Source organism: Pseudomonas sp. TE3899, assembly GCF_056279105.1.
In genome coordinates this window covers 500,566-522,002 of the sequence record NZ_JBWBQR010000001.1, presented here as the reverse complement: position 1 = coordinate 522,002, position 21,437 = coordinate 500,566, and the positions used below count along the sequence as shown (strand labels likewise).

The window sequence follows — 21,437 nt, the reverse complement described above, 5'->3', positions numbered from 1 at the left end:
GCCTACAACAAGAGCAAGACGGAGAAGACCCATGGCCGTAATCGACAGCACAACCACGGGCACAGGCAGCGCGCCCCACCACGGCATCACCAAGGAGGAGCGCAAGGTTATCTTTGCCTCGTCCCTGGGCACTGCGTTCGAGTGGTACGACTTTTACCTCTACGGCTCCCTCGCCGCGATCATCGCCAAGCACTTCTTCGCGGGCGTCAACGAGACCACCTCCTTCATCTTCGCCCTGCTCGCCTTCGCCGCGGGTTTCGCCGTGCGGCCCTTCGGCGCGATTGTGTTCGGCCGCTTGGGCGACATGATCGGGCGCAAGCACACGTTCCTGATCACCATTGTCATCATGGGTGTCTCCACGGCCGTGGTGGGTTTCCTGCCTGGCTACGCGACCATTGGCGTCGCGGCACCGGTCATCCTCATTACCCTGCGCCTGCTGCAAGGCCTGGCGTTGGGCGGTGAGTACGGTGGCGCGGCAACCTACGTGGCCGAGCATGCGCCGAAGGGCAAACGCGGTTACTTCACGTCGTGGATTCAAACCACCGCGACCCTCGGCCTGTTCCTGTCGCTGCTGGTAATCCTCGCCTGCCGCACCGCCCTGGGCACCGAAGCCTTCGAGGCCTGGGGCTGGCGGATTCCATTCTTGCTGTCGATCCTGCTGCTGATCGTCTCGGTGTACATCCGTCTGCAACTCAGCGAGTCGCCGGTGTTCCTGAAGATGAAAGCCGAAGGTAAATCCTCCAAGGCACCGCTGACCGAGTCCTTCGCCCGCTGGGAGAACCTGAAAATCGTGATCATGGCCCTGCTCGGCGGCACCGCCGGCCAGGCGGTCGTGTGGTACACCGGGCAGTTCTATGCGCTGTTCTTCCTGCTGCAAACCCTGAAGATCGACCCGCAGACCGCCAACCTGCTGATCGCCGGCTCACTGCTGATCGGCACGCCGTTCTTCGTCATCTTCGGCAGCCTGTCCGACCGTATCGGACGCAAGGGCATCATCATGGCCGGCTGCATCCTCGCGGCCGTGACCTACTTCCCGATCTTCCATGCGCTGACCCAGTACGGTAACCCCGACGTGTTCATCGCCCAGGAGAAGAACCCGGTGACGGTGATCGCCGATCCCGATCAGTGCTCGTTCCAGTTCGACCCGGTGGGCAAGGCCAAATTCACCAGTTCCTGCGACCTGGCCAAGACCCTGCTGGCGAAGCGAGCGATCCCCTACACCAACGTAAAGGCTGAGCCGGGCACCGTCGCGCAAGTGCGCATCGGCGACAAAGTGGTCCCGAGCTTCGAAGGCTCCAGCCTGCCTGCCGCCGATTTCAAGACGCGCAACGACGCGTTCACCGCGTCCCTCGGCACCAGCCTGAAAGAGGCCGGTTACCCCGAAAAGGCTGATCCGGCCAAGACCAACTACCCGATGGTGCTGTTGCTGCTGACGATCCTGGTGATCTACGTGACCATGGTCTACGGCCCGATAGCCGCATGGCTGGTGGAATTGTTCCCGGCGCGGATTCGCTATACCTCGATGTCGCTGCCCTATCACATCGGTAATGGCTGGTTCGGTGGTTTCCTGCCGACGGTGGCGTTTGCGATGGTGGCGGCTACCGGGGATATCTATTACGGGTTGTGGTACCCGATTGTGATTGCGGTGATGACGGCGGTGCTGGGGATTTTCTTTATGCCGGAAACCAAGGATCGGGAGATTCATCACACGTAAGAACGACGCTGAACCCTGTGGCGAGGGAGCTTGCTCCCGCTGGACTGCGCAGCCGGCCCCGCTTTTTTGGGGGGCGCTTCGCACCCCAGCGGGAGCAAGCTCCCTCGCCACAGGCAAGCCCCCTCGCCACAAAAGCCCTCCTAACCACAGGTATTCATCATCAGCGCTTGGGCAATTCGATCACGACCTTCAACCCGTCCCACTCGCTTTGCTGCAACAGCAACGTGCCGCCCCAGGTGTCGACGATGTCGCGCACGATGCCCAATCCCAGCCCATGCCCATCCGTCTGTTCATCCAGCCGCGTCCCGCGACTGAACACTTGGTCGCGCTGGTCTTCGGGAATCCCCGGGCCGTCGTCTTCCACGCTCAGTTCAAACTTTTCGGGCATTTCGACCACGCTCAAGCGAACCTCGGCGTCCGCCCATTTGCAGGCGTTGTCCAGCAGGTTGCCGAGCAGTTCCAGCAAGTCTTCGCGATCCCAGGGCAGCAGCAAACCGGCCGGGGCGCGGTAGCTCAGGTCCAGGTGTTCGCCATGAATCATGTTCAACGTGGCCAGTAACCCCGGCAGCTCCGCATCGCAATCAAACAACACCCCCGGCAACGCGTCCCCGGACAACCGCGCGCGGTTGAGTTCGCGATTCAAGCGATTCTGCACCTGCTCAAGCTGTTGCTGGATGACCTTGCGCAGTTCGGGATGGGCGTCGAGTTTTTCGCTGGACGCCAGGCTGAGCAACACCGCCAGCGGGGTTTTCAACGCGTGGCCAAGATTGCCCAGGGCATTGCGCGAACGCTTGAGGCTGTCTTCGGTATGGGCCAGCAGATGGTTGATCTGCGCCACCAGCGGCTCCAGCTCCACCGGCACCTGATCATCCAGTTGCGAGCGCTGGCCCTGTTGCAGTTGGGCGATCTGTTCACGGGCCCTTTCCAGCGGACGCAAGGCACGGCGCACGGTGATGCGTTGCAGCAGCAGAATCAGCAGCAACCCCGCCAGACCGAGTGCCAGACCGACCTGTTGCATGCGCATGAAACTCTCGCGCACTGGCGTGTAGTCCTGGGCCACGCTGATGGAAATCGACTGGCCAAGCCGCCGGTAGTCCGAGCGCAACACCAGCAACTGCTGACCTTCCGGGCCCAATTGCAGATGGCTCTCAAGGCCTGGGGTTTCGAGACGCGGCAGTTCCTGGTCCCACAACGAACGGGAGCGCCAATGGCTGTCGGCAAAATCGATGCGGAAGTAATGCCCGGAAAACGGCCGTTGATAGGCCGGCGCCAGGTGTCGCTCGTCCAGTTGCAAGCCCTGGGGCCCGCGCACCAACGCGGCCAGCAGGTTTTCACTGTCATTGCGAAGCCCGGCTTCGAGGTAGCGCTGCAAGCCCATTTCGAACAGCCACAAACTGGTTTGCGCCAGCACCAGGCCGACGATCACCATCACGCTGATCAGGCCCAGACTCAAGCGGCGCTGGATCGACCTCACTGCGCTTGCCCGCCGAACAGGTAACCCTGGCCGCGACGGGTTTCGATCACGCTGCGCCCGAGTTTGCGCCGCAGGTGGTTGACGTGGACTTCGAGCACATTGGAATCGCGCTCGGTTTCCCCGTCGTAGAGGTGTTCGGCGAGGTGGCTTTTGGAGAGGATCTGTTCCGGGTGCAGCATGAAGTAGCGCAACAGGCGGAATTCAGCGGCGGTGAGCTGGATGTCGGCACCGTCGCGGGTCACGCACTGGCGGCCCTCATCCAGGTGCAAGCCGTTGGCCTTGAGCGTCGGCTGGTTGGCCTGGCCGTGGGACCGGCGCAGCAACGCCTGGACCCGCAGGTGCAGTTCTTCGGGGTGAAAAGGTTTGCTCAGGTAATCGTCGGCGCCGGCCTTGAGACCTTCGATGCGCTCGGCCCAGGAATCCCGGGCGGTGAGGATCAACACCGGGGTCGACAAGCCGCCGGCGCGCCATTGGGTCAGCACCTCAAGCCCCGGCAAACCCGGCAGGCCGAGGTCGAGGATGATCAGGTCATAGGGCTCGCTGCTGCCCTGATACACCGCGTCGCGCCCGTCGGCCAACCAGTCCACGGCGTAGCCCTGGCGGTTGAGGCCCGCCATCAATTCATCGGCCAGGGGCACGTGGTCTTCCACCAGCAGCAATCGCATCGGTCAATCTTCCTTGTCTTTCAATAAACGGCCGGTTGCGGCCTCGATGTCCAGTTCACGGACCACGCCCTCGGTGGTCAGCAGCTCGACTTCATAAATGTAGACGTCGTGTTTTTCTTCCAGCTCGGCTTCCAGCAATTTGGAGCCGGGATAGCGGTCCAGCGCCTGCTGCAACAGCTGCTCCAGCGGCAGGATCACGCCCTGCTGCCGCAAGCGCAGCGCCTCGTCCTGATCCAGGTCGCGCGCCACGACAACCGAGCAAAACGTCAGCAGCACCAACGCCATGCGTGAAAATGAAAGCACCTTCATTACGTATCCTGATGATCCTTGAGAACCTGCCCGCTGACAGCGTCCAATTCCAGGTCCCACTCAACGCCCTGCGGGTCGCGCATTTCCACCTGATAGATGTACTTGCCGTACTCTTCTTCCAGCTCGGTTTCGGTGATTTTGGAACCGGGGTGTTTGGTGAGTGCGGTGGCGTTGAGCTTCTCGAAAGACACAATGGTACCAGCGTCGCGCAGTCTCAGGGCTTCGTCGGGGCCCAGGTCACGGGCGTGGGCCAGGCTGGCGGTCATGGCGATGATGGACGCGGTGAACAGGGCAGTCAGGGTTTTCATGGGGTGTCTCCGTATTTTTTTAGGTGTTGCGTACGGCGTGCACCTTAACGGGGCGAACTTAATTGAAACTGAATTGCCATCATTGGTCATGACAACACAGCACACCAGGCCAACACAAAACCCTGCAGGAGCCAGGCTTGCCGGCGAAGGCGTCCGTGAAATCGCCTTCGCCGGCAAGCCTGGCTCCTACAGGTCATAGAACACATGTCTATAATCCCCCGCTTGCCCGACATCGAGACCGGTATGACCGCTATCCACATCAAGTTCCCTTCCCTGACCCTCAAGGCCGGCCCGCGGGCCTTTGCGCGGATTCGTGAAAACGGCCTGGACGCTGCCGACGTCGGCACGCTGCCGGGCGCGGCCGGTGGGCCCAAGGCGTTGGGGATTCAGGGTCTGGACCTGGCGCTGTTCGGCGAATGGCTGCCGGCGGCGCCCCGGGAGCGTTCGTTGATTGGTGCGTCGGTGGGTTCCTGGCGGTTCGCCAGCGCGTGTCTGCCGGATGCCGCCGAAGGCATTCGCCGCCTCGGTCATCTGTACACCGAGCAAAACTTCGACAAGGGCGTGACCATGGCGCAAATCAGCCAGAGCTCACGGCGCATGCTCGATGAGCTGCTGGACGGGCGCGATGCCTTGATCCTCGACAACGCCCATTACCGACTGAACATCATGGTGGTCAAAAGCCACGGCCTGCTCGCCCAAGATCATCGCGGCCGCCTCGGGCTGGGCCTGTCATCGGTGATCGCCGACAACCTGCGAGGCCGCGCGCGGCTGTCGAAGCATTTCGAACGGCTGATCATCCATGACCCGCGCCTGGCGCCGCCGGTCAATGCGCTGAACGACTTCCCGTCGCGCTTCGTCGCCCTGAACGCCGGCAACCTGCGCCAGGCCTTGCTTGCCTCAGGCTCGATCCCGATGGTCATGGAAGGCGTGCGCGATTTGCCGGGTGCCGGTGCCGGGACGTTCCGCGACGGCGGCTTGCTGGACTATCACCTCGACCTGCCCTACAGCGGCACCGACATCGTGCTCTATCCGCACTTCACCGACCGGGTGATTCCCGGCTGGTTCGACAAGACTTTGCCGTGGCGCCGCGCCTGTTCGACGCGGTTGCAGGATGTCCTGCTGCTGGCGCCGTCGAAGGATTACCTGGCGCGCCTGCCCTACGGCAAATTGCCGGACCGCAACGACTTCAAGCGCTTCATGGGCGATGCGCCGAGCCGGCAGAAATACTGGCGCGCGGCGATGGATGAAAGCCGGCGCATGGGCGACGAGTTCCTGGAGCTGGCGGCCAGCGGTCGCCTAGGCGAGCGCCTGCTGACCCTTTAGTCAGGACAAACTGGTAAACTCGCCGCCTGCCCACATCGCCGCGGCGATCGCCACCTGACAGAGCTGAAAATCACTGTGGAAATCTTCAAAGAGTTTACGTTCGAATCCGCCCACCGCCTGCCACACGTACCGGAAGGCCACAAGTGCGGTCGCTTGCACGGTCACTCGTTCAAGGTGGCAATCCACCTGAGCGGCGACCTCGATCCGCACACCGGCTGGATCCGCGACTTCTCGGAAATCAAGGCGATCTTCAAACCGCTCTACGAGCGCCTCGATCACAACTATTTGAACGACATTCCTGGCCTGGAAAACCCGACCAGTGAAGTGCTGGCCAAGTGGATCTGGACCGAGCTGAAGCCCCTGCTGCCGGAGCTGAGCGCGATTCGTATCCACGAAACCTGCACCAGCGGCTGCATCTATCACGGTGAGTAAAACCACCTGATCGAAAAGAACCACCGGCGACGGTGGTTTTTTTATGCCTGTCGTTTCAGGCTGACGCCGAGTACAGTCAGGCCCCATCCTTGGCCCAAAGGAACCCGTCCCATGTCTCCGCTTATCCGCCCCGCTACGCTTGAGGACATCGCGCAGATCGAGGCCATCGTCGAGGCGGCTTACTCGCCTTACATCGAACGCATCGGCCGCAAACCCGCGCCGATGCTGGACGACTACGCCAGCCAAGTGCTGGCCCGGCGCGTCCATGTCCTCGCCCATGAAAAGAACCTCAGCGGTTTCGTGGTGCTGATCGACACCGAAGAGTACTTGCTGCTGGACAACATCGCGGTCAGCCCGGCGATCAAAGGGCAAGGTTATGGCCGGCAGTTGCTGGACTTCGCCGAACGCCATGCGCTCGACGCGGGTTACCCGTCCATTCGGCTCTACACCAACGAAGCGATGAGTGAAAACATTGCGCTGTACCTGCGCCGGGGGTATGTCGAAACCCACCGGGTCGAAGAGAACGGTTTACGGCGGGTGCACATGCGCAAGACGTTGGGCTGAGCCGTCGCACACCGCGTTATGCGTTTCGTCAGTTAGTCCAAAAACCACCTTCAGCGGTGGTTTTTTTATGCCTATGCTTTTTGGCTCCCATCTGCCAAGAGGCCCCCCCCGATGACTGACTGGCCGCTGCCCCAGACCTATCGCTTCAATGGGCATTCCGTACGCTTTGCCGTACGCGGTGACGGCCCGCCGTTGGTGTTCGTGCATGGCACGCCATTTTCTTCCTGCGTGTGGCATCGGATCGCGCCGCATTTCATCGCCACCCATCGCGTGCATTACTTCGATCTGCTGGGGTACGGGCAGTCCGCGCAACCCGACGGCGACGTGTCCCTGGGTGTACAAAACGAACTGCTGACGCAATTGCTCGAGCACTGGGGCCTGGACAGCCCGGATGTGGTGGCCCACGACTTCGGCGGTGCCACCGCCCTGCGTGCGCATCTGCTCAACGGCAAAAACTACCGCAGCCTGACCCTGATCGACCCGGTGGCGCTCACGCCCTGGGGCTCGCCGTTCGTGCAGCACGTGCGCCAGCATGAGGCGGCGTTCAGCGGTTTACCCGATTACATCCAGCGCGTGATTGTGCCTGCCTATATTCGCGGCGCGATCCAGCGCGAAATCCCCGACTCTGAGCTGGCGCCGTATGTGCAGCCGTGGCTCGGTGATGTAGGGCAAGCGGCGTTCTATCGGCAGATCGCGCAGATGGACGAGCGCTACACCCTTGAGGCCGAAGGGCTGTACCCGACCATTCGTTGCCCGGTGCAGATCCTGTGGGGGGAAGATGATCAGTGGATTCCCATCGAACGCGGGCGGGCCTTGCATGGAATGATTCCAGGGTCGCGGTTTCAGGCCGTTCCGAATGCAGGGCATTTGGTGCAGGAGGATGCGCCGGAAGCGATCGTCGCGGCGTTGCTGAGGTTTCTGCTTTCAGTTTGATCGTTCCCACGCTCTGCGTGGGAATGCCTCAAGGGACGCTCCGCGTTCCAGCTCTCGATTTGGGACGCGGAGCGTCCCGGGCTGCATTCCCACGCAGAGCGTGGGAACGATCAAAGACAGGTTTTGTGTCTGCCTCATTACGGTGTCGAGCTTCACGACTTCGCACTGCTTTCGTACTCCCTTCCCGCCCCCGCTCCGGCGCTGGTCTATAAATAACCCCACCACCCGCACCTGGCACGACCACTGCAACCCTCATCCGCGTCTCTCACTCAGCAAGGAACGCCCCATGACGCAGAACGCCCCTGGTAACGATTACCCCCTCAGCGAAGTCCCGATGCACGCCCGCAAAGGCCTGGCCTCCACGGCCATGGTGTTGCTGGGTTTCACTTTCTTTACCGCAACCATGTTTGCCGGCGGCAAGCTCGGGGTGGCGTTCAGTTTTGGCGAGATGATGGCGGTGATCATCGTCGGCAATCTGCTGCTGGGGATTTACGCCGCAGGGCTGGGCTACATCGCGTTCAAGAGCGGCCTCAACTCGGTGTTAATGGGCCGATTCTGTTTCGGTGAAGTGGGCAGCAAGCTCAGTGACTTGATCCTCGGTTTCACCCAGATCGGCTGGTACGCCTGGGGCACGGCCACGGCGGCGGTGGTGTTGGGCAAGTATTTCGAGCTGGACGACGGCACGGTGCTCGGGCTGATGGTGTTGTTCGGCCTGGCATTTTGCGCGACGGCATATGTCGGTTATCGCGGGCTGGAGATTCTGTCGTACATCGCGGTGCCGGCGATGATGTTGCTGCTGATGCTGTCGATGTGGGTCGCCACGGTAAAGGTCGGCGGGCTCGACGGCTTGCTGGCTGTGGTGCCGAGCGGCACGCTGGATTGGTCGACCGCCATTACCTTGGTGTTCGGCACCTTCGTCAGCGGCGCGACCCAGGCCACTAACTGGACGCGCTTCTCGCGCTCGGCGCGGGTGGCGGTGTTGGCGAGCCTGATCGGCTTTTTCATCGGCAATGGCCTGATGGTGCTGATCGGCGCCTACGGGGCCATCGTCTATCAGCAGCCGGACGTGGTCGAAGTGCTGTTGTTGCAAGGTTTCGCCATGGCGGCGATGGCGATGTTGCTGCTCAATATCTGGAGCACCCAGGACAACACCATCTACAACTTCGCCGTCGCCGGGTGCAACCTGCTGCGTACCGGGCGCCGCAAAACCGTGACCCTGGCCGGCGCGGTGATCGGCACGCTGCTGGCAACGTTGGGTATGTACGACATGCTGGTGCCCTACCTGATCCTGCTGGGCACAGTGATTCCGCCGATCGGCGGGGTGATCATGGCGGACTTTTTCTTCCGATATCGCGGTCAATATCCTCGTCTGGCCGATGCCCGGCTGCCGGCGTTCAATTGGCCCGGTTTGAGCGCTTATGCGCTCGGCACGGTCGCCGCCTTCAGCTCGCCGTGGGTCGCGCCGCTGGTAGGCATCGCTGCTGCCGCGCTAACGTATGTGATATTGACCGGCGTGCTGGGTGTCCGCACCGCCGATGCACCACTACAAGATCTCTAAAAGGATTCGCCTGATGCACATCATCAACGCCCGCCTGCGCAACCAAGAAGGCCTGCATGAGTTGCACCTGGAAAACGGCCTGATCGGCAACATCGCCCGGCAGACCGAAGCCCCGACCCTGGGTCCCGACGACCTCGACGCCGGCGGCAACCTGGTGGTGCCGCCCTTCGTCGAGCCGCACATTCACCTCGACGCCACCCTCACCGCCGGCGAACCGCGCTGGAACATGAGCGGCACGCTGTTCGAAGGCATCGAATGCTGGGGCGAACGCAAGGCCACCATCACCCTCGAAGACACCAAGACTCGCGCCAAAAAAACCATCCAGACCCTGGCCGCCCACGGCATCCAGCATGTGCGTACCCACGTCGACGTCACCGACCCGACCCTGACCGCGCTCAAGGCGATGCTCGAAGTGCGCGAGGAAAGCCGGCACCTGATCGACCTGCAAATCGTCGCGTTCCCCCAGGAAGGCATCGAGTCCTACCGCAACGGCCGCGAGCTGATGGAGGAAGCGATTCGCATGGGCGCCGATGTGGTCGGCGGCATTCCGCACTTCGAATACACCCGCGATCAAGGCGTCAGCTCGGTGAAGTTCCTGATGGACCTGGCCGAACGCACCGGTTGCCTGGTGGACGTGCATTGCGACGAAACCGACGACCCGCACTCACGTTTCCTCGAAGTCCTGGCCGAAGAAGCCCGCAGCCGCGACATGGGTTCGCGCGTCACGGCCAGCCACACCACGGCCATGGGCTCTTACGACAATGCGTATTGCGCCAAACTGTTCCGCCTGCTCGGGCATTCCGGCATCAGCTTCGTCTCCTGCCCCACCGAAAGCATTCACCTGCAAGGCCGCTTCGACAACTTCCCGAAACGCCGCGGCGTCACGCGGGTCAACGAGTTGCTCGAAGCGGGCATGAACGTGTGTTTCGGCCAGGACTCGATCGTCGACCCGTGGTACCCACTGGGCAACGGCAACATCCTGCGCGTCCTCGAAGCCGGTCTGCACATCTGCCACATGCTGGGTTATCGCAACCTGCAAAGTGCACTGGATTTGGTGACGGATAACAGCGCCAAAGCCATGGCCCTGGGGGATAGCTACGGACTGGAGCGCGGGCGGCCGGCGAACTTGCTGATCCTGTCGGCGGACAGCGATTACGAAGTGATTCGCAGCCAGGGCTTGCCGCTGTATTCGATTCGCGGCGGTGAGGTGTTGATGAAGCGGCAGATGCCGGTGGTGGAGTGGCCGCAACAGGTCTGAATGTTCGCTGACTGGGCGGGCCTCTTCGCGGGCAAGCCTCGCTCCTTCGGGGATCACGCTGTACTTGTAGGAGCGAGGCTTGCCCGCGAAGGCGATCTTGAACTCACCCCATCAACCGCGCCGCACCGAACAAACTCACCCGACTCAATTCACCGCCCTGCTCTTCCAACAAAATCGGCGCTGTGCCGCCGGGCATGACCACCTTCACCTCGCCCGCCTTCACCCAACCCACTCGCCACGCCGCGCACGCCACCGCACTGGCGCTGGTGCCTGATGATGCGGTCGGCCCTTCCCCGCGTTCGAACACTCGGGCCACGATTTGTCCTTCGGATTCAAGCACCGCCCATTGCAGATTCACCCCCGCCGCACAGGGGTGCCCGGTGCCGGTCGGCGTGGCGTAGGCGATGCGGGTCAGTCCTTCGGATAACGCCGGTTCGCGCATTTTCGCGTTGCTCGGCAGTGCTTCGGCTTCAGCGACCAAGGTCACGCAATGGGGATTGCCGATCCGCACAAACTGGCTGCGCGCCCAGGCTGGATTGAGCGCCGACAATGGCTGCACATGGTTAAGGTCGCGCTCGTTCAACGTCACGCTTTCAACCCCTTGGGCGCCCACCGCTTGCGGCCCGAACGAGGGTTTGCCGAGGTCGAGCCAAAACCCGTGAACGCCATCGATCTCGGCAGGTTTCACCGACGTTTCTACCGGCGAAACAGCATCGTTTTTGTCGTGATGAACCCGCAGCACGCAGGCCTCTTCACTCGGCAGCAACCCTTGCTCACTGAGCGACTGAGAGAAAATCGTCAAGCCGTTGCCACTGCGCTCGGCGAGGGTGCCGTCGGTGTTGACGATCAGCAGGTCAAAGGGCGGTGCTGCTTGAAACGGGCCGATCAGCAGGCCGTCGCAGCGATGGTCCTTGCTGCCGGGCGGCTGTGTGCCGGGCGCCCAGCCGCAGAACGCCTCGATGGCCGATAACGCCCAATGCTCGCGGGTTTGTGCGGCACGGCTGGCCTGTCCGGGTAGATCGATACCGCTGTGACGCACCGCGTCAGGCGTTACAACCGCGTAGATATTGCCCCGGGCATCGTAAAACGGCGTCATGGATCGGTCCTGAAGTCAGCGTGAAAAGTGCCTGTACTGTAGGCGTCAAAGCCCGTCGATGAAATACCGCCCCGGCGTCACCCCAAACGTACGGCGAAACATCGCAATAAACGCGCTGACATTGTCATATCCCAACTCCAGCGCAACTGTCGTCACCGCCGCCCCTGCCGCCAGCAACTCCAGCGCCCGCAACAACCGCGCGCGCTGGCGCCATTGGCTGAAGGTGAAGCCGGTTTCGCTGACGAAGCGTCGGGCCAGGGTTCGTGCCGATAATCCGCCCCACTGCGCCCATTGTTCCAGTGAGCGGTTGTCGGCCAGGTCGTCGACCAGTGCCTGGGTGATCCTCAGCAGTCGCGGGTCGTGGGGCAGCGGCAGGCCAAACGGTTCGGCGGGTGAGACGGCGATTTCGTCGAGGATGAGTTGGGCGATGCGCGCTTGGCGTTGATCCTGTACGCCCTCATCCCACGTCGCGGCGCGGTCCACGGCTTCGCGCAGCAATCCCGAAGTGGCGATGATGCAAGGTTGCTGCGGTAACCCGAAGCAGGCAGGCGCCGCCACATAAACGCTCCAGCCATGGAACGGGCCATGGGAGCGCAAGCCGTGCGGGCAGCCCGGCGGAATCCACACCGCATGGGTGGCCGGCACCACCCAATGATGATCCGCCGCATCCACCGACAACAAACCACGCCGCGCGCCGAGCAATTGGCCACGGGCATGTTGGTGCAAGGCGCTTTGGCGTTCGACCGGGCTGTCCAGCGTGACGGCAATCACCCGCGCAGCGGTCGAGGACTGCGCCAGTTCGGTGGAGATCAGCGGTTTAACCATTGGCAGTTTCACGTTATTGAATGACCTGGATGACGCAGTTTAGCCAGATTCAACACTTTAGGCTGAACACTCACTCAACAGGAGTCACCGATATGCGCGCCGAAGACCTGCTTCCCGACGATCTCGACCAAGGCCAATTCAACGGCACCACGGTGCGCAAAGGCACGGTCGGGGCGTTTCTGATCAATGCGCGAATGCTCGCCAATCCACAGGCCAGCGATGAACAGCAGCGCCAGGCCAGGCAGGACATCGTCGAGGCTTTGCCCGCGCTAAAAGCGCTGGGATTGTTCGAAATCCTGCAAGTGCGCGACGAACACCTGCGCCGATTGTGCGAGGGCCAGTGACACCCGCACTCGCGATGGAGGGCCGGGCTGTGCAAGGATGTCGCCCTGCCTGACCGCGAACCGCTGCGGACGCTGATCGAACCTGACCGGTAAGTCACTGTCCCTTGGGTACGCGACGTTTTTTGCCAAGGATCGATATGACCAACCTCAACACGCAAGCCGCCTTTGTTCCCGGACGCCTGGAACAGATGTCCACCCGCATCGCCTTTTTCATCGCCGGTTTCGGCATCGCCGCGTGGGCGCCGTTGGTGCCGTATGCCAAGGCGCGGGCCGGGCTGGATGAAGGGACCCTCGGTTTGCTGCTGTTGTGCCTGGGGGTGGGGTCGATTATTGCGATGCCGGTGGCGGGGATTCTGGCCACGCGGTTTGGCTGTCGCCGGGTGGTCAGTGCCGGGGTGTTGCTGATCTGCGCGGCGCTGCCCTTGTTGGCAACGGTGTCGTCGATTCCGGCGTTGATCGCGGCGCTGTTCATGTTTGGCGCGGGGCTGGGCACGGTGGATTCGACGGTCAACCTGCAAGCGGTGATCGTCGAGCGGGCCAGCGGCAAGACCATGATGTCGGGCTTCCACGGCTTGTTCAGCCTCGGCGGGATCGTCGGTGCGGCGGGTGTCAGCGCTTTGCTCGGCCTGGGGGTTTCGCCGCTTGGCGCGACGCTGGTGGTCGTCGTGATGCTGATCGTGGCCTTGCTCAAAGCCGTACCGCATCTCTTGCCTTATGGCAGTGAAAGTTCCGGCCCGGCGTTCGCCGTGCCCCATGGCATCGTGCTGTTTATCGGCATGATGTGTTTCATCGTGTTCCTCACCGAAGGCGCGGTACTCGACTGGAGCGCGGTATTCCTGGCGTCCGAGCGCGGGATCGATACGGCGTATGCCGGGCTCGGTTATGCGGCGTTTGCACTGACCATGACCGCCGGGCGTTTGACCGGGGATGCAATTGTGCGGCGCCTGGGCGCGACGAAGGTGATGGTCTTTGGCGGGCTGACGGCCGCTGTGGGCCTGGCGCTGGCGACGTTTGCACCGACCTGGGAGGCGGCGCTGGTGGGCTATGCGCTGGTGGGCGCTGGGTGTTCGAACATCGTGCCGGTGCTGTACACGGCGGTGGGCAAACAGACCATCATGCCGGAAAGCATCGCCGTGCCAGCCATCACCACCCTCGGTTACGCAGGGATCCTCGCCGGGCCTGCGCTGATCGGGTTTATCGCCCATGGCAGCAGTTTGAGTTTTGCGTTTGGGTTGATGGCGGTGTTGCTGGTGGCGGTGGCGATTGGCGGGAAGGTGCTGAAGGTTTGAATTGTGGCGAGGGGGCTTGCCCCTGTTGGGTCGCGCAGCGGCCCTGAAATTACGACTGCTTCGCAGCCGAACGGGGGCAAGCCCCCTCGCCACAGGGAACTAGAACCCGACGCTGGCCTGCACAAAGAATGTGCGCGGCGCACCCACGTATATGCCCGAATTGTTGTCGCTGGAACGGGTGAAGTACGGGTAATCGAACACGTTCTTCACCCCGGCGCCCGGCGAGTGCTGCTTGGACTGGGCGACACCGTCGATGTTGTAGGCCCAGCGATCGACGTCGTAACGCAGGGGGTCGATGCCGGTGCTCGTCTCTCATCTCAGATCATCGTTTTTGCGAAATCAAACCACTCATGTATTCATGTAAATCGCGCAGATCATTAACGCTCCAGGCGTGCGGCGGTATCTTTACCCCATTCTCCCGCAACGTTTTTGGAATCAAGTTTCCATTGGGGCGGAGTATTACCGAGGACACAATAACGCCCGGATAATCATTTAGCCGTTTCTTGAAAACGGAGGTTGTAAGATCAGGTGTTGGTGGGTTGCTTTTATTAGCCAATGGCCCTGTCCCCTTGATATCTGCGCCATGGCACACGGAACATCTCTGTAAATAGAGATTCCTCCCATTGAGATTATCTGCAAAGGATTGTGATGCTTGAACAAGTAATAAAACTCCCAGTAAAGCGATGAAGTTTATTTTCATTTCCATATGACCTTGTTGGATAAATCAGATTTGAATCAAGGGCAAACCCCAGAAGTGCCACTCTTTCGCATTTGCTTCTGGATAAGTCAATATTCAAAAAATCAAATTGACAAGGCCTTCACTGGAAGAGACTTCGTAACGGCGAACCGCGCCCTCGCGTTATTTCTAAGTAACCTGATTGTGGGCGCAGGAAAAGCTCGACCCACCGAACCAGGTGAGCCGAGCTTGAGCGTCGCAGCAGGGATGTGGTGCTTAGATATTTTCCTCGTCAATCCCGGCCTGTAGCGACTGGCTGTCGTAATGACCGCCGATTGTCACGGGGCCGAGTTTGACGCTGTGTTCACCCACAAGCGAAACCTCGGGTGTGCTGCCCTCGGCTTTCGGTTTCTCCGGCAGATCGAGACCGGCCGTTACGCCGTAGTCGCGATTGCTCAGGTCGGTGGAACTGACTTTCGAGCCCCCCAGATCGACCCGGCCTTCTGTCGAAGCAATCCGTGCACCGGTCAGCTGCGTGGCGCCACCGACGTTGAGGTTAACGCCTTGCGTGCCACTGATACCGGAAGCCTGACTGACACTGTCTTTATGCTCGTAACCGCCGTCGATCTTCAGTGTTGGCTTGTAGTCAGTCCCGCCCTTGGCAACGTTTTCCTTCTCCGCAGGCGCTGCTTTCTTGCCAGTCACGCCCAGGTCGATATCCACCTTGGCGCGGGTCTGGCTGTCCTGACGACTTTCCATGCTCAAGTCACCGCCAACCTTGCCACTGACCTTCGCCGCATCAATCCGCGCGCCTGCCAGATGCACATCCCCAGCGCTGTTCAATGCCACGCTGTCAGCCTTGATCAGGCTGTTCTGCTGAGTGGTGCCTTGCAAGTAATCAATGCCAACCTTGGCCCCGGCATTGAAGCCGTGATCACTCTTGGCGACGTTCTTTTCATCCACGACCGTCGGTGTGCTGTTGCTCAGGTTACCGCCGGCATTGAGCGCGAGATTCCAGTTAGTACGGTTCTGCGTGGACTGCGCCGACTCCTGATGGATCCCGCCCTTCTGCGCATCAAGGCTCACGCTCGGGGCGCTGACCTGGGTGCCTTGCAGATGGATCGCATCGCCACTGAGGGCGATCTTGTCCTGGCTGTTGAGCTGGCCACCGGTCAAAGTCCGGGTGTTTTCGTTGACCCGGCCGATGTTGAAATTGGCGCTGAGGTTGCCGCCCTGATCAGCACTTTTCTCAGTGCTGGTTTTGCTGCCACCGGCCTTCAGCCCGCCGCCAAGATTGCTGCCTGTGGCGGTATGGGTGTCGGTCGCCGCTTGCAGGTCGAGTTTGCCACCGGCCTTCAGGTCGATGCCGCCGACGGTGTCGACCTTTGTCCCTTGCAGGACTTGATCGCCGCCGCTGCTCAACAGCACCGGCCCCTTGCCCTGAATGCTCGCCACCTGAGCCTGGCTGTCCTGAGTCTGCTTGCCAGTGTGATCAAGCTGGAAGCCCGCACCCAGATCGACATTGGTGCCGTTGGTGCCGGGCGCCGTACCGACATTCAGCGAGCCGTTTCCACGCAGGCTGGAGGTGTCGCTGCTCTGCCGGTCGTTGGCCTGGTTCAACGCCAGCTCACCGCCAGTCTTGATCGAAACACCGCCCTGCCCGCCATCGAAATGGCTGCCTTCGAACTGACCGTTCCCACGCAGGTTGATGTTCACCCCTTCGCTGCCGGCATAGCCGCCGACCACAGCGGTGGCGTTGTCCTTGTGGGTCTGACTGCTGCCGCCCGCGCCGCTGGCGGCCACGTTCACGTCCTCACTGGTCTTGGTGTAGACCCGCACATCAGCCTTGGCGTCCAGCGCCTGATCACTGCTGCTGTGAGTGTTGCTTGCGGCGTTCGCCACCAAGGAATCGGCGCTGATGTTCACCTTGCCCGCGCTCGCCTGGTACTGCGTGCCTTGGTCCTGCAACGTGCCGTCGACCTTCACGTCCACGGTGCCGCCCTTGAACTGGCTGACCACGGCGTTGGTGTTCTGCTCGGTGTGGCTGGCCTCCTGATGACCGATGGCGACGTCGATGCCGAGATTCGGCTGCCCGAGATTGGCCAGTGCATTCTTGTCCGGCACCTTGGCGTTGAGCACGTCTTTGATCACGCCAGCAATCGGTCGGGCGATGTCTTTGTATTCGACATTGGCGCCGATATCGGCGGACCAGTTGCTCTCTGTATGCATGCTGCTGTCGGTGTTGCTCGCAGCCCGATTATCGACCTCGACCGCCGCGACATTCAGCCCTTTGCCGGCATCGACGCGTGCGCCCTCGGTGGTGAGTTTGCCGGTATTGATGTTGAGGTTGCCGCTGCTCTGTACACCGGTGGTTTGCGCCGTGGTTTTACCGGTGGTGTCTTGCGACGTGGTGTGGGCGAAGTCGATGCCACTGCCCGCACGATCGAGGCCACCGGTGTAGTAAAAGCCGCCGCCGGTGCTGGTTTTATCGGTCGTAGTTTTGTGGCTGTCCTGCTCGGCCAGCAGCGAGACGTTTTTGCCGGTCAGGGTTGTGTCGCCATGAGTGGCTTTGATCTCGGCGCCTTTGAGCGTCAGGTCACCGCCCGCCGCCAGTTGCACCGTGGCGCCGCTGAGGCTGGAGCCCTGCTGATTCACATCGTTGCGGGTCACGGTTTGCTGCTTGTCCTCGTAATGCACACCGGCGCGGTACTGGCCGGCGCCCGGGGCATTTTCCCTGGCATAGGCGTCGAAGCCACGGGTCTGGGTGGTCTTGCTGGTCTCACTGGTGTTCTGGGTGGAATGCACTGTCACATCCCCCGCCGCTTCCGCGCTCAGGGTGCCGTCAGCCTTGACCGTGGCGCCGGCCACATCGATGTCCTTGGCGCTCTTGAGCTTGAGGTTGCTGTCCGAGGTCAGTTCACTGCGCACCGTGGTGCTGTCCTTCGTGTTCTGCCGGGATTCGTCCTTGGTGATGCCGAAGAACTTGCTGTCCTTGTCGTGGCTGTTGGCGTGGGAGGTGTCCTGCACGCCATCGATGACCAGCGAACCCTTGTCGCTGATCACACTGGCCTCGGTGCCGCCGCGCACCTGGCTGCCGCTGATGCGCACGTCGTCGGCCTTGACGATCAGTTTGCCGGCGGCATTGACCTTGCTGCCCTGATTCTGCGTCTTGCCCTGATCGGCGTCGCCGGTCTTGCCGAAGAAACCGCCACCGACCAGATCGCCGGAATAACGGTTGTCACTCGTGCGCTGGGTGCGGCTGGCGCTGGTGATCTCGACCTGTTTGCCAGCGAGGTCAATGTCGCCCTTGCTGGTCAACGCCGCGCCTTCGGAACGCAACAACGCCGCCGAGGCCAGGGCGATATTGCCGCCCTTCAACTGGCTGGTGACACTGCGTTGCTCTTCGCTGCTGCTGTTCCAGTCGGCTTTCCACAGGTGTTTGCGGTGGTTGCCCTGGTCGGTTGTGGTGTGGCTTTCAGTGGCGGCGTTCAGGCGCAGATCGCCGCCGCTCTGGACGCTCAGATTGTTCGCCGCTTCAACTTTGGCGGCTTTGAGTTCGGTGTCGCCACCGGACGACAACACTGCGTCACGACTGGCGAGAACCTGGCTGCCATGTTGACGCGAATCACTGTCAGTCTGGGTCCGATCGTAGGTTTCCCAGGTGATGCCGATGGTGCTGTTGTTCCAGTTTTCGCGGGTCTGTTGCAGCTTGCGGCTTTCGACGGTGCTCAGGGTCAGGTTGCGTTTGGCGTCGAGCTTGACGTCGCGGCCGCTGACGTCGGCAGCGGCCAGGGTCAAGTCCTTGCCGCTGTGCAGGGCGACATCGCCCTGGCTGCTGCGCACGCCGGCACGCACCACGTCGAGGCTGTCCGGAACCGCTTGGCCACTGATGCTCAGGTCACCGGCAGAACGAATCTGCACGCCGTCGCGACCCGCCACTTGCACCGGGCCGACCCGCACACCCGCGCCTTCGGCGGTGCTGACGATGTTGATGCGCCCGGCCTGCATGGCGCCAAACAGGCTGGCGTCGATGCGTTGGTCGGCGGTGTTGCCGGCCGGGTCCACGGTGTTCACCTGGCCGCTGGCGTAATCCACCTGATTGCGCCCCACCGTGAGATTGAGTTGATCACGGGCCGTAAGGCTGCCCTGGCTGTCGATGCGCGGAGCGATCAGGTTGATCGAGCCTTCGCGGTTTTGCAGGCCCGCACCTTGTATCTGCAACTGTCCCGTGGCATCGCGGGTGCTCAAGGCTTGCAGCTTGCCGTCGTTCAACTCGGGGCGACCGACCACCAGATTGGCGTTCGGCGTGTTGATGAAGCTGCCCCCATTCACCGAAATACCGTTGGGGTTGGCCAACACGTAATCGGCGGACTTGCCGAAGATTTCCTGGGCGCCATTGAGGGTCGAGGCGTTGCGGCTGATCACTTCGTTGAGGATCACGCTCGCGGCCTGGCCCTGGAGTTGCGGGTTGGCCGCCAGTTGCCCGGCGAGTTGGGATTGCCCGGCCTGCAAGGCGTTGTTCAACACCAAACCCTGACGGTCGACGTTGTAGTCGAGAAACTGGTTATGCGACAGGCCCGAACCATTGGGCGCAACGATATTGACGATGGGCACGCCACCCTGGGTTTGCAGTTGCGCGGTGCCGCCGGGACCTGGCGCGACCACCACGCCACCGGCGAGGGCACTCGGCAGATGGGTGATCAGGAACAGGCTGGCAATCGCCCAGCGCAGTTTGCCCCGAGGGGACAGATGGAACGCAAATGTCTGTGCAGGCATAAAAACCTCTCGATAAAAGTGCGGCATCACGTGGCGCGCCGAGTTGTTGGCCGTGGTTGTGGCGCACAGGTCCGACGGCTGTTTGCTGGTATTCATAGTTGCAACCCCACGCGCATCAGCCAGGTCTCGGGCTCATGCTGCAAACCGCGGGGGGTGTTGAGGCTGTGTTGATAATCGACGTCCACTTGCAGGTTTTTCCAGCCCAGGTTGACCCCGGCACTGGCCCCGCTCAGGCGTTGGCCCTGGGCGCCGTGGTCGGCCTTGATCCAGCCGTTGTCCAGGCCCAGGCGCGGGGTGATTTGCAGCGCAAGATCGTTGCGTAACGGCAGGCGCAAGGTGTTGCGCCAGATCGCGCCGCTGGCGCCGGACGCGCTGTTGACCCGGTAACCGCGCACCGCCGAATCGTCGGTGCCCAGCAGTTGCTCGATGGCCGGCAGCGGATCGGGGCTGTATTGCACGTTGAGCTGGCTCTGCCATTGCCACGCCTGCCGGCCGAACTGGCCATTGCGCCATTGGCTGAGGCCGGCGCGGTACTTGCGAAACTGTGACTTGGGCTGGTTGTTGACCTGGCGATTGGCGTCGTCATCGGCACCGAGCCAGCGCAGGCCCTGGGCCACATTCACGTCGAGGTTCCACACCGCGCTGTTGAGCCAGAACAGGTTCAACCCGGCTTCGGCCACGGTCAGGGTCGGGCTCTGGATGCCGAGGCGCACATTCTCCAGATAACTGTCGACGTCCTTGTGCGCCAGTTGCAGGTTTGCACTTAGTTGGCGACTTTGGTCGCGCCACAACACCCGATCGGCGCGCAGGCTGAGTTGGTCGGTGATGCCGGTGCTGTGAAACGTCACGCGAGGGAGTTTGAACGGCGCACGGTATTCGGCGTGGCTGGCGAACACGCTCCAGGTCCAATAGCCGTAGGGGATCGCGTAATACAGGCTGGCGTTGCGGCTGTAGCGATCGCCCTGGTTGAGGGTGTCGCTGGCGCTGAGGTTGAGGGAGTCGTTGAGTTCCAACGGGCTGTCGAGGCTCAGGCTCAGGGTGTCGCGATCACGCCCGGTGCTGGCGCTGCCCAGGTTGTCCATCCCCAGGCCCAAGGCCCAGCGCGATTGGCCGCCGGTGCGCGAACGCAGGATGATCCGCGAGGCGCCGGGCTGGCTGCCGGGGGCGATGTCGGCGGTCAGGTCTATCGAACGCAGGCGGTTCAACTGGTCCAGGCCCTGCTCCAGATCCCGCAGGTTCAGCGGCTTGCCGAGCATGCCGGGGAAGGCGCCGCCGAGGGACACCGGCAGGCTCTGGTCGGCCAGTTCGATGGACTCGATATAACCTTCATCGACCACGATATCCAGCGATTGTCCCGCCGCTGGCGCGCTGCTGAGCGATGGACGGCTGGCGATATAACCAGCGTCCACGTACAGCGCGGTGATGGTCGCCAGCAGATGATTGATCTGGCCGACGCCCATGCACGCCGACAGTTGCGGCTTGATCTGTTCATTGAGCTTTTTGCTGCTGATCAGGGTAACGCCGCCGATGCGCGTTCCGCTCAGGGGCCAGCAGCGTTCATCCGGAGTGACTTGGGCGGGCAGCGCTGGCGTGACTGGCGGCGCACCGAAGCTGCCGCGTTCGAGTTGCCGGCGGCGTTGTTCCAGTTGCAGCTGTTGCAGGTCGCGCTGCTGCTGTTGCTGCTGGCGCAACACTTCCTGGCCTGGCGCAGCGGGCTCTGCGGCCTGAAGTGACGAAACACCCAGACTCGCCAGCAGAGCCGGCACCCACATACGACGCAGCACAGCGCAAAACGAATACGGCACTCAACATCCTTGCGATCATCAAATGGCTTAATGCCATTTCATCAATTTGCGTGATAGTCAGATCCATCCCACGCAAATGCAAGACGTG

18 protein-coding genes and 1 pseudogene are annotated in these 21,437 nt (G+C 62.1%); 9 read left to right on the top strand and 10 right to left on the bottom strand.

Annotated features, from left to right (window positions below; translation table 11 throughout):
- Positions 1-31: 31 nt before the first annotated feature.
- Positions 32-1,714, top strand: coding sequence for an MFS transporter (locus tag ACZ89E_RS02315; protein WP_476254756.1), 1,683 nt, complete (start codon positions 32-34; stop codon positions 1,712-1,714).
- A 160-nt stretch (positions 1,715-1,874) separates the two neighbouring features.
- Here the strand turns inward: ACZ89E_RS02315 and ACZ89E_RS02310 are convergent, their stop codons facing one another.
- The 4 genes from ACZ89E_RS02310 to ACZ89E_RS02295 are packed head-to-tail and all read right to left on the bottom strand — an operon-like array spanning position 1,875 to position 4,470.
- Positions 1,875-3,188 carry a sensor histidine kinase gene (locus ACZ89E_RS02310; protein WP_476254755.1) on the bottom strand — a complete coding sequence of 438 codons (1,314 nt, stop codon included), beginning with the start codon at positions 3,186-3,188 and terminating at the stop codon, positions 1,875-1,877.
- Complete coding sequence (locus tag ACZ89E_RS02305) at positions 3,185-3,853, bottom strand: response regulator transcription factor (protein WP_123409931.1); 669 nt, start codon at positions 3,851-3,853, stop codon at positions 3,185-3,187. The genes ACZ89E_RS02310 and ACZ89E_RS02305 overlap by 4 nt, the downstream gene beginning before the upstream one ends.
- Positions 3,854-3,856: 3 nt before the next feature.
- Positions 3,857-4,162 (bottom strand): PepSY domain-containing protein, encoded by a 306-nt coding sequence (locus tag ACZ89E_RS02300; protein ID WP_149661916.1) that lies wholly within the window; start codon positions 4,160-4,162, stop codon positions 3,857-3,859.
- Positions 4,162-4,470, bottom strand: coding sequence for a PepSY domain-containing protein (locus ACZ89E_RS02295; RefSeq protein ID WP_149661915.1), 309 nt, complete (start codon positions 4,468-4,470; stop codon positions 4,162-4,164). The genes ACZ89E_RS02300 and ACZ89E_RS02295 overlap by 1 nt, the downstream gene beginning before the upstream one ends.
- A 243-nt stretch (positions 4,471-4,713) precedes the next feature.
- On the opposite strand from ACZ89E_RS02295, the gene ACZ89E_RS02290 reads away from it, so the two are divergent.
- The 6 genes from ACZ89E_RS02290 to codA all read left to right on the top strand — a co-directional run bounded on the left by ACZ89E_RS02290 (position 4,714) and on the right by codA (position 10,538).
- Positions 4,714-5,793 carry a patatin-like phospholipase family protein gene (locus ACZ89E_RS02290; protein WP_476257008.1) on the top strand — a complete coding sequence of 360 codons (1,080 nt, stop codon included), beginning with the start codon at positions 4,714-4,716 and terminating at the stop codon, positions 5,791-5,793.
- Between the two features lie 75 nt (positions 5,794-5,868).
- The gene (queD, locus tag ACZ89E_RS02285; protein ID WP_123409926.1) at positions 5,869-6,225 is read left to right on the top strand and encodes a 6-carboxytetrahydropterin synthase QueD; all 357 of its coding nucleotides are present in this window, start codon (positions 5,869-5,871) and stop codon (positions 6,223-6,225) included.
- A gap of 111 nt (positions 6,226-6,336) precedes the next feature.
- The gene (locus ACZ89E_RS02280; protein ID WP_463257983.1) at positions 6,337-6,789 is read left to right on the top strand and encodes a GNAT family N-acetyltransferase; all 453 of its coding nucleotides are present in this window, start codon (positions 6,337-6,339) and stop codon (positions 6,787-6,789) included.
- Between the two features lie 111 nt (positions 6,790-6,900).
- Positions 6,901-7,722 carry an alpha/beta fold hydrolase gene (locus ACZ89E_RS02275; RefSeq protein WP_149661327.1) on the top strand — a complete coding sequence of 274 codons (822 nt, stop codon included), beginning with the start codon at positions 6,901-6,903 and terminating at the stop codon, positions 7,720-7,722.
- A gap of 286 nt (positions 7,723-8,008) precedes the next feature.
- Positions 8,009-9,280, top strand: a complete 1,272-nt coding sequence (gene codB, locus ACZ89E_RS02270; RefSeq protein ID WP_149661326.1) for a cytosine permease — start codon at positions 8,009-8,011, stop codon at positions 9,278-9,280.
- A 13-nt stretch (positions 9,281-9,293) separates the two neighbouring features.
- Entirely contained in the window at positions 9,294-10,538 is a 1,245-nt protein-coding gene (codA, locus tag ACZ89E_RS02265; RefSeq protein WP_476254754.1) for a cytosine deaminase, read from the top strand.
- Between the two features lie 103 nt (positions 10,539-10,641).
- Here the strand turns inward: codA and ACZ89E_RS02260 are convergent, their stop codons facing one another.
- Together ACZ89E_RS02260 and ACZ89E_RS02255 are read right to left on the bottom strand one after the other, a co-directional pair.
- Positions 10,642-11,634, bottom strand: a complete 993-nt coding sequence (locus ACZ89E_RS02260) for a diaminopimelate epimerase (protein ID WP_476254753.1) — start codon at positions 11,632-11,634, stop codon at positions 10,642-10,644.
- A gap of 45 nt (positions 11,635-11,679) precedes the next feature.
- Positions 11,680-12,459, bottom strand: a complete 780-nt coding sequence (locus tag ACZ89E_RS02255) for an AraC family transcriptional regulator (protein WP_476257007.1) — start codon at positions 12,457-12,459, stop codon at positions 11,680-11,682.
- 92 nt (positions 12,460-12,551) lie between these two features.
- Here ACZ89E_RS02255 and ACZ89E_RS02250 point away from each other — a divergent pair, with 92 nt between their 5' ends.
- Entirely contained in the window at positions 12,552-12,803 is a 252-nt protein-coding gene (locus ACZ89E_RS02250) for a hypothetical protein (RefSeq protein WP_476254752.1), read from the top strand.
- Between the two features lie 137 nt (positions 12,804-12,940).
- Complete coding sequence (locus ACZ89E_RS02245) at positions 12,941-14,092, top strand: MFS transporter (RefSeq protein WP_476254751.1); 1,152 nt, start codon at positions 12,941-12,943, stop codon at positions 14,090-14,092.
- Positions 14,093-14,191: 99 nt separating this feature from the next.
- Here ACZ89E_RS02245 and ACZ89E_RS02240 read toward each other — a convergent pair.
- The 4 genes and pseudogenes from ACZ89E_RS02240 to ACZ89E_RS02225 all read right to left on the bottom strand — a co-directional run.
- Positions 14,192-14,380, bottom strand: a pseudogene (locus tag ACZ89E_RS02240) (hypothetical protein); the annotation flags it as partial.
- 34 nt (positions 14,381-14,414) lie between these two features.
- The gene (locus ACZ89E_RS02235) at positions 14,415-14,792 is read right to left on the bottom strand and encodes a c-type cytochrome (RefSeq protein ID WP_476254750.1); all 378 of its coding nucleotides are present in this window, start codon (positions 14,790-14,792) and stop codon (positions 14,415-14,417) included.
- A gap of 252 nt (positions 14,793-15,044) precedes the next feature.
- Positions 15,045-19,544 carry a hemagglutinin repeat-containing protein gene (locus tag ACZ89E_RS02230; RefSeq protein ID WP_476257006.1) on the bottom strand — a complete coding sequence of 1,500 codons (4,500 nt, stop codon included), beginning with the start codon at positions 19,542-19,544 and terminating at the stop codon, positions 15,045-15,047.
- Positions 19,545-19,636: 92 nt separating this feature from the next.
- Positions 19,637-21,349: a ShlB/FhaC/HecB family hemolysin secretion/activation protein gene (locus tag ACZ89E_RS02225; RefSeq protein WP_476254749.1), complete on the bottom strand. Its 1,713-nt coding sequence runs from the start codon at positions 21,347-21,349 to the stop codon at positions 19,637-19,639.
- Positions 21,350-21,437 lie beyond the last annotated feature (88 nt).